This window comes from Lutimonas halocynthiae (genome assembly GCF_030409835.1).
GTDB classification, from domain to species: Bacteria; Bacteroidota; Bacteroidia; order Flavobacteriales; family Flavobacteriaceae; genus Lutimonas; species Lutimonas halocynthiae.
Genome location: NZ_JAUFQO010000016.1, coordinates 488374 through 505343, shown reverse-complemented (window position 1 = coordinate 505343; position 16970 = coordinate 488374). Strand labels below are relative to the sequence as shown.

Here is a 16970-nt window from a genome sequence, read left to right as displayed (position 1 = left end):
TTTATGAAACTATATACAATTATCATTATCGCTTTGACATTCTTGAATTGCTCCAAATCAACAAACAAAAATGAAAGTTCGGATATACGGGAAAAAGAGAAGCTCAATTTCGAAACGGAAGTAATTACGATCTCTAAAGACCAATATAAAAATGAATCTTTGAGCATGACCTCACTAGTAGCGCATTCTTTTGGTACACGAATTTCTTCTACTGGCGTAATTGATGTGCCACCAAATGGAAGGGCAGTAATTAGTGCTCAAATAGGAGGTTATATCAAGAATTCCCCTTTACTTATTGGAGATCAGGTAAAGAAGGGACAATTATTGTTAAGCATTGAAAATATTAAATTCCTTGAGCTTCAGCAGCAATATATGGAAGCCAAAGAACAGTTGGTATTTTTAAAATCAAATTTTGATAGACAACAGGAATTGTTCAACGAAAAAATTTCATCAGAAAAATCATTTTTAAAAGCAGAAAGTGACTATAAAATAACCCTTGCCACTTACAAAGGTCTTAGAAAGAAACTTGAACTATTACACATAGATCCGGCTCAAGTAGAGTCTGGAAATTTAACGTCAGTTTCAAATATCTTTGCACCGATTTCAGGTGATATTACGGACATCAATATCACAACAGGCTCTTATGTTTCCTCTTCAGACGAAATTATGGCCATAGTTAATACGGATCATTTACATCTTGAATTAAAAATATTTGAAAAGGATGTATTCAAAATTAAAACAGGACAAACGGTATTTTTTAGCCTGCCTGAATCAGGTTCAAAACAGTTTAAAGGTAGTGTACATCTTATAGGAAAATCTATAGGAAGCGACAGAACTGTAATGGTACATGCCCATATAGATGAACCACATGACGAAGGATTCATTCCAGGCATGTTCGTTCAGGCATCAATTTTGACAAATGAATCTTCCGGAATGGGGGTTTTAAATAAAGCTGTGTTTGAGAAAAATGGCTTGACTTATATTATGCTAATGAAATCTGGAGAAAATGACACCTATACTCTTGAAAAAATAAAGGTAGAAACAGGAGAAACCTCAGGAGATATCATCATGATCAAGAATCATGACCGACTTGATTCTATTGGTAAATATCTAGTTGGAGGCAGTCATTTATTTATGGATCAATAACTATTTCCTAAGAAAATGTGCTCATATTATATAAAACTTAATATTAAGGACGAGTTAATTTCTTTGGTTGTGTAAAATATTTTTCTACATTTATATATACAAACATACATACACGTACAAACAAATGAGCAATTTTCCCCCAAACAAGCTAAAAGCTATTGACGCTGCTATTGTCGAATTTCAAGATAATGGGTTTAAGCAAACTAGCATGAGTTCTATCGCTAAGGCGACAGGTATCAGCAAAAAAGAACTGCGTACTTATTTCGATAATAAAGATGACGTCTTTAAATATGTCTTTCTTGAATTATACGGAAGAATTGCGCCTCAACTTCAAGACATTATGGATGGTGACATGCCGGTTAGAGAAAAAATCCGACATTTCATTAATGACTATGTGAATTTTATTAATGATTACCATTTTCTTCCATTAGGATTGATTAGAAAATTGAATTCAAAGACAGATTTTGCCAGAGAATTTATTGTAAACCTAAGAATGCCAGATCCGTCAAAGTTTTATAGTCAGATAGAAAACGAAATTGAAAAAGGACGGATTAGAGAAATTAACCCAAAGCAGTTGATGATCAATATCTTTGCTTTGAGTGTTTTTCCGCATGTTGCCTCACCTTTGATGAAAGATTTTATCAACGCAGGTAATGATGAATTTGAATTGATTAAGGAAAAAGGCAAAACACAAGTAGCTGACTTTATCATCAACTCTATTGAAATTCCTTAATAAGGGCTATTAATTAGTTTGAACTGTTAAACTCGCTGGCTAATTCATAGACTTCAAGGTCGAAATAAGGCACGGCTGCGATGATATAATCAAAAATATCAGCCATTATATATTCGTAGTTCTGCCATCTTTTGTCTTTACTAAATGCGTAAATTTCAATTGGAATACCTTGTGTTGTAGGAGCGAGTTGTCTGGTCATGATCATCATGTCTTTGTTGATCGCCGAATGATTTTCTATATAGCTTTCTACGAACTTTCTGAAAACCCCAATATTTGTAAGGTTTCGACCATTAATTAGAAGGTCCTTATTAATATTATTCTTAAGGTTATAATTGCTTATATCTGTTGATTTTTTCTCTAAATAATCAGCAATCAAATCGATTTGTTTCAGTTCATCTACTTTTGAATCACTGAGATAGCATATGCTACGCTGCTTTATAATAACCGCTCGTTTAATTCGCCTACCGCCCGAATCTTCCATTCCTCTCCAATTCTTAAAAGAATCTGAGATGAGGGCATAAGTAGGTATAGTCGTTATGGTTTTGTCAAAATTTTGAACTTTAACAGTCGCCAGGTTAATTTCTATTACATTTCCATCGGCTCCGAATTTTTCAAAAGTGATCCAGTCATCGTTCTGAAGCATATCATTGATAGATACCTGTAAACTTGCTACAAATCCCATGATAGTATCTCTGAATATCAATAAAATCACTGCAGATGCTGCTCCTAAAGTTGTGAGAAACTTGAAAAAAGGAATTCCGGTTACTATGGCGAATGCAGAAAGCAATCCAATAGACCAAACCACAATTAGAATCACCTGAACATAACTATTGATTGGTTTGTCTTTTAATCTTTCCTTGGTATTCAAATAGTCACGTAGTGCTTTGATGAAGCTTCTGATAATCCAAATGGTCAATAGAATACTAAAAACCTGAAGCCCTTTAGAAACAATATTTTCTAAAAATTCAAAATCAACAAACACAATTGAGGTAAACTCCAATGCGATCAAGAGCGGAATGATATGAGCCACATTTTTTGGAACATTATTCTTGACAACATAATCATCAAAATGGGTTTTTGTATTTTCAGAAAACTTAATAAACAGGTTTAATAAAAACTTTCTGATAACAAAATCCGAGATAATAATGATGATAAGCACAATTACTAACAATACGGCTAAGTTCAGATATTTTGAGGCCACCTCGGTTAATCCAAGATTTATAAAATATTGATAAAAATAATGCGGTAAATCCTTCATATTACACTACAATTTTAAGAATTGCAAAAGTACAACGAATAGCCTGAATAAGAAAATATCTTGGTATATTAGACTTATGGTTAAATCAGTTAAAGTAAAGAAGTATTCAGGTGAATTAGTTGATTTTGATGAAAACAAGTTAAAGAGGTCATTAAAGAATGCCAAGGCTGATGATGCGTTAATTGAGCGTATTATAAATGAAATTGAAAAAGACTTATTTCCTGGTATTACCACTAAAAGCATTTATGACAAAGCATTTAGGCTACTGAAAAGTAAAAAAAGGCCTAGTGCTTCTCGTTATAAATTGAAAAAGGCAATTATGGAACTTGGCCCATCAGGATTTCCTTTTGAAAACTTTATAGGCCATATTTTTAGACACGATGGATACAGTACCGAGGTAGGTGTGGTCATGCAAGGCAATTGTGTAACACATGAAGTAGATGTGTTGGCTTGTAAAGATGATCGATGTTATATCGTTGAATGCAAATACCATAATAGACAAGGCAAACCAAATGATGTGAAAATTCCACTGTATATCCATTCCAGATTCAACGACGTGAAAAGACAGCTCCAGGCCGATATTTCTAATAAATTCACAGATTATCAAGGATGGATATTTACAAACACCAGATTTACTTCTGATGCCATTGATTATGCGAAGTGCGCAGGTTTACAACTCGTGAGTTGGGACTATCCTGAAACCAAAAGTTTAAAGTATAGAATCAATAAATCAAGACTTTTCCCTATTACAGTGTTAACCTCATTAACAAAAAGAGAGAAACAACAGTTTTTGGAAGAGGGGATTGTCCTTTGTAAAGAAATTTATGAGGCTCCTGAATTGTTACAGAAAAATGGTTTTTCAAAAATGAGAATAAAAAAGATACATGAAGATATTATAGATCTTTGCGAAAATGATATAATGCACAGTTAATCTCATAAAAAAACCTTTCTTCTTGAAAGGTTTCTTTATGTTTTGATGAGTTGTAGATATTTCAAATTATAGGTGTTTTAAGTTAATAATTCTTTTAATGGCTATAATGTCTGTGTTCTGACCATTTAATTCTTTTAGCGTTCCTGAAATTTGAAAATTGAACATACCTTCTTTCCTCTGTTGCGAATGTGTTTATATCTGATTTCATAATAAATATATTTGTTGGTTTCTATTATTATAGACGATCAGTTTCTAATAATTGTTACTGTTTTATCAGTGGATTAACTTTATTTTAACGAATATTCTATTAAAATGACTATTTTATTGAAATATTGTTAAGAATTTCTAAAATTTATACCACACATATTTAGCAGAATTCAGAATGTTTAAAGCAAGAATCTTTTGAAAAAGTCAGGAGGAGGGTATATAAACAATTAATGGATAAAATTTTAAGTTGAAATAAACGTTATTTAGTCAGTTGAAGGTTAGATAAATAGTTTAGGAAGCCATATTAAATGTCGCTCCTAAGCTATCAAGTTGATACTAATATAGAATTATATGATCCTTATTGTTAAGTTTTTCGCTGCTATTTTTGGTTTTTTTGGAATTATTTTCGGAGCCTTTGGGGCACATCGTTTAAAGCGTGTTTTACCTCCTGAGGTCTTGCACAGTTTTGAAACCGGAGTAAAGTACCAATTGATCCATACAATAGTGCTGCTTATTCTGGGATTTCATTTTGACTTTATCCCTTTTATAGAAAGAATGATTGCTTCTAGTTTTATAATAGGTGTGATTTTATTTTCAGGAAGTATTTATGCTTTGTGTTATGCTAAAGCCAAGGGTTTAAATATGAAATTTTTAGGACCTGTTACGCCCGTTGGAGGCCTTTTATTAATGACAGGATGGGGGCTTCTGTTATACTATTTTATCGTTGGATAAGTTTTTACTTTCTATCCATTTTGACATGTATTTTGTGCTTTGTAAGCTATGATGTGACAGCATTGATCCAATAAAATTATTAGATCTATGTTCATTTAATTCTAATTGAATGTTTTCAATTTTAGAGCGCAATTCTCTTTCAAATTGTTTTTTATCAAATTTCGTTTTCAATATTTTTTCACCTGCATTTTGTGCATTCAGCCATATGGCTTCATTGGAATATAGGCGTATTGCTATTTCAGCGAATTCTTGCTCATTATCTGTAACAAAACCATTCCAATTTTCAGGTTCGGCTATTCCTTCAGCTCCAATAGATGTTGTGACACTAGGCGTTCCATAATGCATGGCATCAAGAAGTTTTCCTTTTTGACCCGCTCCAAAGCGCAAAGGAGCTAAGCATACTTTGTAATTGGTAAAGGCATCTGCTTTATCTGAAATCCAACCTTTGATAAAAAAACCTTCTTTTTTACTTTCTAATTGTTTGGCTGCTTCAGTTGGGTAGGCACCAAAAACGTGCATTTCACTTTGTGGCAACTGCTTACTAATAGTTGGCCAGATATTTTGACGTAAATGCCTGACAGCATCCCAATTAGGCTTGTGCTTAAAATTTCCAATGGTCATGAAATGCTTTCGTTCACGAAAGGAAGGAAGCTCAATCATTTTTTTGATTTTAATTGAGTCAACTAATAGCGGTAAATAAAATAGGAGGGATGGGGAAATTTGAAAGGACTTTTCGAGTAATGAAACTTCAAATTTAGAAATGATGAGAGAAACATCGCATCTGAAAATACTGGCTATTTCCCTTTTCGTAATATCATTCTGTATATAGTTTTGCCAATCGGAACTGTTCTTTTTTGCTCCGATTTCACGAGATTTACGTAAAAAATGAAGGTCTTCAGTATCAAGGACCCTTATCGCTTTTGGGCAATTTTCTTGCACCCTCCATCCATATTGCTCTTCTGTTAAAAACCTGTCAAACAGAACGATGCCTGGGTCTAGGTCTTTTATTTGTGAATCAAAATCACTGTTATTGAGTTCAATTGAAAGGCATTTGACGTCAAGCGCTTCAAAGCTGAATGATAAATTGTTTCTGGCAGCAGCTGAAGCAAAATACAATTCGTACTTATGACTTAAGAAAAAACTGATCAGTTGAATCATCCTGGTCCCGGCCGCAGTTGCTTCTGGTTCGGGCCAGATTAATCCAATGATCAATACTTTCTTATTCATCCATGTTTATTTAAATGGCAAAGGTTTGTTATCCTTTAGGCTCGTCAAATTTCTTTTTGAAAAAGGTTGGTTTGAAAGTAATCATTACCCATCCCCAGTTGTTCGTTTCATCCTTGCTACCACCTTTAATAATTTCCATAGACTCAGTGGCAAACATGTGTGAATAACCTGCAAAAATATTGACATTTTTTACCAATTCATATTTGACGTCAAAGTCAATCTCCGTACCTAAGTATGAATCAGCTTTTTGAAAGCCTGGCTCTAATATCGTACCGTTGGCAGAAAAGAAATGAGGAATCAATCTCAATTGCAGTTTATCTTTAGAATATACAATAGGAGTGAATATATCTACAAGACCCACATTGTTGGCGTGGTTACCAACGTAAAAATAATCCATCCAACCATTAAACTTATGATTTGTTCCATAGAAAGGATTGAAAGCATTATTTTTCGTTATGTCTCCATCTTGATCATTACCTGATAACAATTCAAACCCGGCACCTAATTTTAAAACATCAAGTACCTTGTAACTTGCATCAGCTGCTACGTAGTAGGCCGATAAATCTTGAGTTCCTGTAGACCCGCTCCATGGTGTTTCACCACCCTGAAAATAAGTAGCGGCATTGAAATTAAAGCGATTTCTTTTGTAGGTGAATCGCCCACCAATTGTCTGGCTATAGGTTGTTTTTTGTTCTGTAACAGGGGCGCCTCCGGGATCTGTGCCTGTTACCTTATTATAAGGCATTCCATTGTTCAGAAATAATAAGCTGAGACCAGTATTCTCTGTAAAATTAGTGTGGAACCAGGCATATTGTAAACTCTTATATTGGTTTATTGCATAATCCTCTTTAAAATTAGTTTCCCCATTAGCGTTTAAAGCAAAACCAATGTCAAGTTTGCTTTTTTCACCTGGTTTAATCTTAAAAAGTAAAGCATCATGGCTTCTGGCCTGCTGTGCCCAGTCGACCGCTCCGAAAATTCTTTGGTCATCATAGGCAATTTCCTGTCTACCTAACTTAATGGCAAATTTTGAAGAAAAATGATATACACCATAAGCTTGATGAAATGAAGTTCCGTTTTTATCACTTTTAGATAAGGTGCTTACATCGCCCCAAACACCAACATTCTGAATGTCCATATAAACTTCATATTTTTCAGTTGTAAAATCTACACTTAAACGCGTACGTTGAGAAACAAAAAGCGCTGCTTCATCATCAGGCGAGGCTAAGGTGCCAAAACCATGTCTCGCTTCAAAACGAGGTTTTAATTGAGCAGAAACTGTTAATTCTTGTGCAGACAAATGCGCCGTACCAATAATTAAAATTAAGGTTATTAAAATTTTCTTCATAATGTAATAGATTAATTGGAGTATTGTAAAAAAATGTAAATCAGTTTTTTATTTTCTCTTTATAAATTAAAATTAGACACTTAACTGTATCATTTTTAATTTTTAAAAGTACAAATTAACGAATGTTTTAGGTAAGTTTCATAAATTTCAAATTAATTATTACCACCTGACTCAGGTTTATACTATTTGATTATATTTACAGCTTAAAATTAACCAAACGAATTGTCTTTTAAATTTTTACCATACCAGTCTCGATGGCTGCCATATGCCATAGTCATATTTGGCACTATCGTTGGACTTTCCACTTTTTTAGCAAAGGAATCAGAGGTGATTTCTTATATGGGAGATGATCCAAAAACTTGCGTCAATTGTCATGTGATGACCTCTGAATACAATAGTTGGATGCACAGTTCGCACAGAGAAGCAACTTCGTGTAATGATTGCCATGTTCCGCACAACAATATTGCTAATAAATACTTTTTTAAAGCCAAAGATGGTCTCTATCACGCCACTGTTTTTACTTTGCGCCAAGAACCTCAGGTGATTAAGATGAAGGAAGCTTCGCAAGAAGTGGTTCACAACAATTGCATCAGGTGTCATGCAGATCAGGTTACTGATGTAAAACTGTCGAGTTGGCTAGACAATCACGCTGAGAACAGAACCGGTAGAAAATGTTGGGATTGTCACAGAGAAGTCCCTCATGGCAGGGTGCACGGTCTGGCAAGCACCCAATATACCCTTGCACCAATACCAACTGACCCCGAGAAGGATGTTATTCCAGCTTGGTTACAAACTGAAATGAATAAATAAAAATATCATTAATATGAAAAATTGGATCTTATTTATCGTAACCGCCATAGTGGTGTTTCTATTAGGAATGCTGGCTTCGAGTGTTATAAACAGGAAGAATGAAGCCAAATTTGCTTATACACCTAAAGTGGAAATCAGCGATAATGAACCTCGAAATGACGTTTGGGGTAAAAACTTTCCAAAAGAGTACCAGTCCTATTTGCAAACTTTGGATACTAATTTTGCTTCATACCAAGGAGGCAGTCATATGATTGACCTTTTGGAAGAAGACCCAAATTTGGTTATTCTTTGGGCAGGATATGGTTTTGCAAAAGACTACAGTCAAGGAAGAGGACATTATTACGCAGTTGATGATATCCGCAATTCTTTGAGAACAGGTGGTCCAACCGGTCCAGATGACGGGCCTATGCCAAGTACTTGTTGGACTTGTAAGAGTCCGGATGTGCCTAGATTAATGAATGAAAAAGGTATTGACGAGTTTTATTCTGGAAAATGGGCTTCTAAAGGGAGCGAGGTTGTAAATAATATAGGTTGTGCTGATTGCCATAATCCAAATGATATGAGTTTACAAATCTCAAGGCCAGCGCTTGTAGAAGCTTTTGAAGCCATGGGTGAAGATATTAGTCATGCCACGCATCAGGAAATGAGATCTTTGGTATGTGCACAATGCCATGTTGAATATTACTTTAATAAGAATATCCCTGGTAAAGAAGGCGTTCCTTATTTGGTATTCCCTTGGAAAAATGGAACTTCGGTTGATGACATGGAAAAATATTATGATGATATAGGCTTTAGCGATTGGACGCATTCTTTAAGTAAGGCGCCTATGTTAAAAGCACAACATCCTGGATATGAGACCTATTTAACAGGTGTTCATGCTGACAGAGGTGTTTCTTGTGCTGATTGTCACATGCCTTATAAGAGTGAAGGAGGTCAAAAATTCACGGATCATCATATTCAATCGCCTTTGAACAATGTTGCTAATTCTTGTCAGGTTTGTCACAGACAAGAAACAAACAAGTTGATTGAAAATGTATATTCGAGACAAAAGAAATCTGCTGAAACAAGATTGGCTTTAGAAGATGATCTTGTTCTGGCTCATTTAGAAGCTCAAAAAGCCTGGGAATTAGGAGCAACTGAAGCGCAAATGGCAGAGATATTACAAGATATCAGACACGGACAATGGAGATGGGATTATGGGGCTGCTTCTCATGGTGGTTCATTTCATTCTCCAGTAGAAATCGCAAGAGTTTATGCTACAGGAATGTCTAAGGTGTCGGATGCACGTATTAAATTAGCCAGATTATTGGCAGAATTAGGTTATAATCAAGCTATTGAGATGCCGGATATAGCTTCAAAAGCAAAGGCTCAAAAGTATATTGGCTTAGACATGGATAAGTTAAGAGCTGAAAAGGAAACTTTTAAGAAGGAAGTAATTCCTGTCTGGTTAGAAGAAGCCAAGGCAAGAGAGGCTAAAATGGAACAAAGTTCAGCGGGCACAGAATAAGGTTCACAAACCCTTACTATCAAACCTCATAGGTATTTATCTATGAGGTTTTTAATATCTATAATTCATGAAATCAATTCTTTCGATACTTTTTTCACCAAAAATGGCATTGACACTATTGTTTGTCTTTGCGGCTTCAATGGCTACTGCGACTTTTGTGGAAAATGATTTTGGAACACAAACGGCGCGAACGGTAATTTACAATGCCTGGTGGTTTGAGTTGGTTATGGTCTTGTTAGGAATGAATTTTATCGCAAATATGTTTAGGTATAAACTATTTCGCAGACAGAAATGGCCAGTATTGCTTTTTCATATTGCTTTTATAGTAATTCTTGTTGGAGCAGGAATTAGCCGTTATACGGGTTTTGAGGGAATCATGAGAATCAGAGAAGGGGCTTCATCAAATATCATGATTTCTGATAAAAACTATTTGCAATTGCATTTAGTGGGTCAGGAAGCCAATCCAATTTTGCAAAAAGAAATTTACTTCTCTCCAATTAAAGACAACAATATTAAAATTGAAAGTAGCATTGACGGAGAAGCTGTCTTTGTATCATTTAAAGAATTTATTCCTGATGCCAGGGAGCAACTCATTAAAGCAACTAATGAAAAAGGAGATGAGTTTATAGAATTGGTTTTAGCTGCCGGTAACGGAAGAGAAACTATTTACATTCAAGAGGAAAGCAGTAAATTAATTGGAACGCATCAGCATGAGATTGCATTTCAATCAAAAGTTGCTAGTGGTGTAGAAATTTTTAAGAAGAATGATAGCCTAAAGATTCGATCCACTGAAGACATAGATTTTTTTACCATGGCAACTGAAGCCGCCGGAATGCTAGATGCCAATGTTTCTTATAATTTAAGAATGAACACATTGTATCGCTTTCATGATTTTTCGTTTGTTGCGGTGAAGCATGAGAAGAATGGCAAGCTGGTCTGGAAATCTGCATCTAAAAAACCAAAGGATAATGACGATAATATAGATGATTTACTGGTGTTTGATATTGAGTCGAAGGGAGAACAACAAGAGCTTGCAGTGGTATATAAACACGGACACTTACCTAAATTCAAAAGCTTTTATGTTCATGACAAGGAAATAAAACTTGGTTATGGAGCTCTTGCTGTGAAAACAGACTTTAGCCTAAAATTAAGAGACTTTCAAATGGAAAAATATCCTGGTTCAACAAGTCCGTCTTCTTATGCTAGTGAAGTAACTATTATTGATGGTGCTGTAAAGGAGGACTTCCGTATTTATATGAACCATGTGTTGGATTATAAAGGGCATCGTTTTTTTCAGGCATCCTACGATAGTGATGAGAAAGGTACCGTATTGGCCATTAATAAAGATTTGCCCGGAACTGTTATAACTTATATTGGATATATTTTGATGGGTCTCGGTATGTTTTTAACCTTGTTTGTAAAAGGCTCAAGATTTAATTTGGTCAGAAAAAGATTAGACAATTTAAAATCAAAGACACTAAGCCTCCTGGTTATAGGATTTCTTTTTTCATTGAGCTCGCAGGCGCAAAGCATAGAATCAGAGCAGCCAATTGATAGTGTGTTGATATCTCAAAGAGTTGATAAAATGCATGCTGCGCTTTTTGGCAAATTAATGGTACAAGATCTTGATGGAAGGATTAAACCGTTAAACACATTGGCTTCTGAATTTTTAAGAAAGGTTTCAAGAAAAAATTATTATAAGGGTAATAACGTAAAGCTTGATGCGAATCAGGTGTTTTTGGCCATTCATCTCGATCCTGGAAAATGGTATTCTATTCCGTTGATCAAAATTGACAAGAAAAAAGGAGGTGAAGTATTTGCATCAATCCTTACGAATAATGATGGTTTGGTTCCTTTTAATGGTCTTTTAGATTTGGATAAGGATTATATTCTTGAGGATTTTGTTTTAAAAGCAAATGAAAAAAAACCAGGAGAAAGGAGTGAATTTGATAAAGAAATTCTGAAAGTTGATGAACGTTTTAATTTATTGTTTAACGTCCTTTCAGGCAATTATCTAAAAATATTTCCTAAAAAGGATGACCCCTTAAAAACATGGTATAATCCAAATTATAGTTTTGAAGATTTTAATGAAGCTGATGCTCGATTTGCCAAAGGAATTATTCCTTTATATTTTGTCAATATACAAGAAGCCAAGACCACAGGAGATTGGTCTGAAGCAGAAGATAGTATTGCGTATATAAAGAAATACCAAGATGTTTTGGCTGCGGATATCATACCATCAGAAGAAAGGATCTCGGCAGAATTATGGTATAACCAACTGAATTTGAATTTTTGGTTATTTCAAGCCTATTTTACAATCGGTATGCTGCTGCTTGTTCTTGCAATTATAAGAATCTTCATTGACAGACCTATACTGCGTTTTCTGATGAATCTGCTGGTGGTTATCAGCCTTATTGTCTTTTTAATCCATTCATTTAATTTAATTTTGAGATGGTATATTGCGGGCCATCCACCTTGGAGTAATGGCTATGAAATGATTGTTTTTGTTGCCTGGTCACTCATGTTTTTTGGATTGGCATTTTTTAGAAAATCAGATTTTTCCTTGCCATTGGCGAGTATATTTACCGGAACCTTATTATTTGTAAGTTATTTGGATTGGTTAAGTCCTGAAATCACCAATCTGATGCCGGTTTTAAAGTCTTATTGGCTGAAAATTCATGTTGCAACAATCATCAGTAGTTATGCACCGCTGGCCTTATCAGCCTTATTGGGTATCATGGCACAGTTGCTGATTATTTTTAGAAATTCTTCTAACGCTAAAGTTTTGAATCTTAAAATAAAGGAATTGTCCTATATTAATGAGATGTCTATGACGCTTGGCTTGTTCATATTGAGTATTGGAACGTTTTTAGGAGGTGTATGGGCGAATGAGTCTTGGGGCAGATATTGGGCCTGGGACCCAAAAGAAACCTGGGCTTTGATCAGTATTATCGTTTACGCCATAGTCTTGCATATGAGATTGATCCCTAAGTTGAATAATGATCTTGTGATAAGTGTGGCCAGTACATTTGCTTTTCTTTCTATTGCCATGACATCATTTGGTGTTAATTACTATTTAACAGGACTTCATTCTTATGCAACAGGTGATCCTGTTCCAATTCCTAATTTTGTTTACATTAGTGTTTTTGTTTTATTAATAATTAGCTTGTTATCAATTTTTAAACAGAATTGGCAAAAAGCCCGTAAAAATTGAATTTAGAAGACCAAATCAATTAGGTTAATTTGAAACATGACAATAATGTAAATTATGAAAGAAATTTTAAATTTTTTAAAGGAGCTCAAAAAGAACAACAACAGAGAGTGGTTTGGCGAACATAAGGAAGCGTTTGTAAGTGTTCAGAATGAGGCAAAGTCATTTTACGAACTCGTTAGGCAAAACTTAGAAGCAAACGATGAAATTGAAAAATTTAAATTATTCAGAATTTATCGTGACGTTCGATTTTCTAAAGACAAAACACCGTATAACCCTCATTTTGCAGGTTCTTTTAGTCGAAGTGGCAGTAGGTTAAGAGGTGGCTACTATTTGAGAATACGACCAGGAGAATCTTTCTTGGCTGGTGGTTTTTGGGCTCCCGAGAAAGATGATCTATTCAGGATTAGAAAGGAATTTGAGTTTGGTGATGATGAAATAAGGCAAATATTAAAAGAAGATAAATTTACTCAGTATTTTGGAGGTGAATTAGTTGGAGAAGAATTAAAAACAGCTCCTAAGGGGTTTCAGAAAGATGACCCTGCAATAGACCTAATACGCAAGAAAGGATTTGTAGCTGTGAGGAAATTTACGGATAAGGAGGTATTGGCTGGTGATTTTTCCACAGAAGTTAAAGATTCATTTGAAGCGCTTCGACCATTCTTTGATTATATGAGTGATGTATTAACAACTGATCTAAATGGAGCATCATTGATTGACTAGCTGGTCCAGTTGGCTTTATCTGAAATGATGTTGTACACGAGCTCTTTTGTAAGCTTTTTATCTGCTGCAAGGTTTCTGAGTTTATCAAAAGAGAAAATAAAATCACAACCATTTTTAAAATCACTGCAGCCATAGGCTTTACTGCCTTTAAGAACTTTTCCTTTTTGACATTTAGGACATAAGAGTTCTTTTTGTACTTGTTGTTTTTCTTCTTTTTCGATAAAGGTTATATGTGAATCGTCTGTTAACTTTAATTTTCCATTTACTTTATGTCCATTCTGATTGAAGCCTTTTAAAAGAACAGTTTCACCTTTATTTACCAAGCGGATATATTGCTTTTCAGAAATTTTCTTTTCCATAAATGTGAAGGGTAATAAAAAGTCACACCCTTCTTTAAATTGACTGCATCCAAAAGCTTTTGTCCCTTTCTTTAATGTTCCTTGCTTACATTTAGGACAGGTGTGCCCTGCGACAAAAGAGGCAGATACTTTCACTTTTTTTACTTTTGTCTCAATCGGTTTGTCAGCTGATGATATACTTCTCGGTCTATTGTCTGATCTCACTTCATAAACCAATTGATCTACCATATTTTTCATTTGCTTGATAAAGGAGCCAGCCTTGAATTCCCCTTTTTCAATTTCCTTTAATTTACGCTCCCAATTACCTGTTAGTTCAGCAGATTTAAGTAATTGATTCTGAATGGTATTGATCAGATCAATTCCGGTTGAAGTAGGCAAAATTTGCTTTTTATTTCTAACGATATAATTTCTCCTAAAGAGCGTTTCAATGATACTGGCTCGTGTTGAAGGCCTGCCAATACCATTTTCCTTCATCACATCACGTAATGTGTCATCGTCTATATCTTTTCCTGCAGTCTCCATCGACCTCAGTAAGCTGGCTTCTGAAAATTGATTTGGAGGTTTGGTTTCTTTTTCAAGAAAAGAAGGTTCATGCCTTCCTTTTTCTCCTTTTACAAAAGTAGGTAATAATGATTTTTCAGTTTCTGCTTCCTGATTGTTTTCTTGGAATACCAGTTTCCATCCCGCATTAATAATTTGTTTACCACTCGTTTTAAATTGAATCTCAGCTACTTCTCCCTGTACATGGGTGTGAGCAACATCACAATCTGGATAAAACGAAGCAATGAATCTTCTCGAAATAATGTCATACACTTTCTGTTGGTCACCTGAAAGATATGCTTCCATTCCAGTGGGTATGATGGCATGGTGATCAGTTACTTTTTTGTCATTAAAGATTTTCGATGATTTTTTAATCTTTTTGGTCAACAGTATTTCTGTCAGACTCTTGTAATGTGCTAATTTACTTAAGATTCCAGGAATTTTGGGATAGACATCATTAGGTAAAAAGGTAGTATCAACTCTCGGATAAGTAATTAGTTTTTGCTCATAAAGTTTTTGAGCAATTTGAAGTGTTTGTTCTGCAGTTAAACCAAATTTTGTATTGCAATAGACTTGAAGCCCTGTAAGGTCAAATAATTTTGGGGCGTATTCTTTTCCTTTCTTCTTTTGTATAGCCGTAATTTCAAAATCTTCTTCTTTTACTTTATCCGCAATTGAAACGCCCTCCTCTTTATTTAGAAATCGCCCTTCTTCATATCTAAAAAGAGTATCTCTATAAGTAGTTTGTAACTCCCAATAGGGCTCAGGTTTAAAGTTCAAAATAGTTTGATAACGATCAACCACCATCGCAAGGGTAGGGGTTTGCACCCTGCCAACAGATAAGACCTGTCTGTTTTTTCCGTATTTCAGGGTGTATAGTCTTGTTGCATTCATTCCAAGAAGCCAATCACCAATTGCCCTTGAAAACCCTGCATAAAATAAGGAATCATAGTCGCTTGCAGGTTTTAAATTCTTAAACCCTTCTCTTATGGCCTCCTCAGTAAGTGATGAAATCCAAAGTCTCTGAGACTTTCCGGTAAATCCGGACTCCATCATTACCCAACGCTGTATTAACTCTCCCTCTTGACCTGCATCACCACAATTGATTACAACTTCAGCTTTTTCAAATAAACCTTTTATAATCTGAAATTGCTTTTGAATTCCACTATCTGAATTCACTTTAATATTAAATTTATCAGGCAACATTGGGAGGTTATTCAAATCCCATTTTTTCCAGTAGGGCTTATAATCATTAGGTTCGAAAAGTGTGCATAAATGCCCAAATGTATAGGTTACGGCATAGCCATTTCCTTCGAAATAACCGTCTCTTTTGGTATTGGCTTTTAAGATTTTGGCAATCTCTCTGGCAACACTAGGTTTCTCTGCTATACAAACTTTCATTGGCAATATTTATTCGCTGTGCAAAATATAAAAATGAAAGATAATTTTTAGTTTAAATTGAGAGAATAAAAAAAAACTTATCCAATAGATTGGATAAGTTTTATAGGATTTTGACTGTTGTCAATTTAGCTGATTACGCCTTGCTGTTCCATCTTTTTAGAATACCAAATTAAAAAAGCACCTATAACCAGAACCATTATCGGCATGATCATACCTCCAGGGCCATAAACTTCGGCTGCATCTGACATGAAGAAATTATAACTCATCTGCGCTACTATACCTGCAAATGACAGGATAAATACAAAAGTTGCAAGTTTTTTTCTCAATAGCAGTAGTATACTTGCCAAAGCACCTCCAAAAACAGCGATAGCGAAAGCACCGGTAACCCAGGCAGGTGCATCGGCATATAAAGCTTGTTCGGCTACCGATTTTGCGAGTAATTCTTCTTCAGTCATGTAGGCTTGATCTAAGTAAGCCATTACACCCATAAGATTCCATACTAAGGCCACAATACCGATTATCAAAAAAGAGATACCAGGTTTTTTGCTAGATTCAGACATAAAATAAGATTTAAAGTTAATTGATCTTAAAGATAGGTAATAATATTAAAATGAGGTTAATACAATAAATTGAAGGAATTAAAAACAAAAAAAAACCTATCCAAATTGTTGAATAGGTTTTGCTAAGGTGGTATGCTCTTATTATAATCCATAATGTCTGTGTTCTGACCATTTAACTCTTTTTGTATACTTATAATTGCTAAAATACAAATGCTCTCTGGCCTGTGTTGTAGATATATTCATATTTGTTGTCATGGTAATTTGTTTGTAGTATTAG

The 16970-nt window shown here is 34.8% G+C and carries 13 protein-coding genes; 8 read left to right on the top strand and 5 right to left on the bottom strand.

The window, feature by feature from the left end:
* The first annotated feature begins 3 nt into the window (after positions 1 to 3).
* Together QWY87_RS15290 and QWY87_RS15285 are read left to right on the top strand one after the other, a co-directional pair.
* Complete coding sequence (locus QWY87_RS15290) at positions 4 to 1146, top strand: efflux RND transporter periplasmic adaptor subunit (protein ID WP_290292822.1); 1143 nt, start codon at positions 4 to 6, stop codon at positions 1144 to 1146.
* Positions 1147 to 1270: 124 nt separating this feature from the next.
* Positions 1271 to 1879: a TetR/AcrR family transcriptional regulator gene (locus tag QWY87_RS15285; RefSeq protein ID WP_290292820.1), complete on the top strand. Its 609-nt coding sequence runs from the start codon at positions 1271 to 1273 to the stop codon at positions 1877 to 1879.
* A 13-nt stretch (positions 1880 to 1892) separates the two neighbouring features.
* Here the strand turns inward: QWY87_RS15285 and QWY87_RS15280 are convergent, their stop codons facing one another.
* Positions 1893 to 3137: a mechanosensitive ion channel family protein gene (locus QWY87_RS15280; RefSeq protein WP_290292817.1), complete on the bottom strand. Its 1245-nt coding sequence runs from the start codon at positions 3135 to 3137 to the stop codon at positions 1893 to 1895.
* Positions 3138 to 3213: 76 nt separating this feature from the next.
* Between QWY87_RS15280 and QWY87_RS15275 the strand changes: the two genes are divergently transcribed.
* Together QWY87_RS15275 and QWY87_RS15270 are read left to right on the top strand one after the other, a co-directional pair.
* Positions 3214 to 4068 carry a restriction endonuclease gene (locus QWY87_RS15275; RefSeq protein ID WP_290292814.1) on the top strand — a complete coding sequence of 285 codons (855 nt, stop codon included), beginning with the start codon at positions 3214 to 3216 and terminating at the stop codon, positions 4066 to 4068.
* A 558-nt stretch (positions 4069 to 4626) separates the two neighbouring features.
* Complete coding sequence (locus QWY87_RS15270) at positions 4627 to 5007, top strand: DUF423 domain-containing protein (protein ID WP_290292811.1); 381 nt, start codon at positions 4627 to 4629, stop codon at positions 5005 to 5007.
* Here QWY87_RS15270 and QWY87_RS15265 read toward each other — a convergent pair.
* Both QWY87_RS15265 and QWY87_RS15260 read right to left on the bottom strand, forming a co-directional pair.
* Positions 4984 to 6234: a glycosyltransferase gene (locus tag QWY87_RS15265; protein WP_290292810.1), complete on the bottom strand. Its 1251-nt coding sequence runs from the start codon at positions 6232 to 6234 to the stop codon at positions 4984 to 4986. The genes QWY87_RS15270 and QWY87_RS15265 overlap by 24 nt on opposite strands.
* 28 nt (positions 6235 to 6262) lie before the next feature.
* On the bottom strand, positions 6263 to 7582 hold the full coding sequence (locus QWY87_RS15260; protein ID WP_290292809.1) for an alginate export family protein: 1320 nt from the start codon (positions 7580 to 7582) through the stop codon (positions 6263 to 6265).
* A 222-nt stretch (positions 7583 to 7804) separates the two neighbouring features.
* On the opposite strand from QWY87_RS15260, the gene nrfH reads away from it, so the two are divergent.
* From nrfH to QWY87_RS15240, 4 genes are all read left to right on the top strand, one after another.
* On the top strand, positions 7805 to 8392 hold the full coding sequence (nrfH, locus tag QWY87_RS15255; protein WP_290292807.1) for a cytochrome c nitrite reductase small subunit: 588 nt from the start codon (positions 7805 to 7807) through the stop codon (positions 8390 to 8392).
* 13 nt (positions 8393 to 8405) lie between these two features.
* A complete protein-coding gene (gene nrfA / locus QWY87_RS15250; protein ID WP_435389563.1) occupies positions 8406 to 9899 on the top strand; it encodes an ammonia-forming cytochrome c nitrite reductase in 1494 nt (497 codons plus the stop codon).
* A 67-nt stretch (positions 9900 to 9966) separates the two neighbouring features.
* On the top strand, positions 9967 to 13113 hold the full coding sequence (locus tag QWY87_RS15245; protein WP_290292804.1) for a cytochrome c biogenesis protein CcsA: 3147 nt from the start codon (positions 9967 to 9969) through the stop codon (positions 13111 to 13113).
* Between the two features lie 54 nt (positions 13114 to 13167).
* The gene (locus tag QWY87_RS15240; RefSeq protein WP_290292802.1) at positions 13168 to 13833 is read left to right on the top strand and encodes a DUF2461 domain-containing protein; all 666 of its coding nucleotides are present in this window, start codon (positions 13168 to 13170) and stop codon (positions 13831 to 13833) included.
* On the opposite strand, the gene QWY87_RS15235 is transcribed toward QWY87_RS15240, so the two are convergent.
* Entirely contained in the window at positions 13830 to 16133 is a 2304-nt protein-coding gene (locus QWY87_RS15235; protein ID WP_290292800.1) for a type IA DNA topoisomerase, read from the bottom strand. The two genes, QWY87_RS15240 and QWY87_RS15235, sit on opposite strands and share 4 nt — an antisense overlap.
* Positions 16134 to 16258: 125 nt before the next feature.
* Positions 16259 to 16693, bottom strand: coding sequence for a hypothetical protein (locus QWY87_RS15230; protein WP_290292798.1), 435 nt, complete (start codon positions 16691 to 16693; stop codon positions 16259 to 16261).
* Between the last annotated feature and the right edge of the window lie 277 nt (positions 16694 to 16970).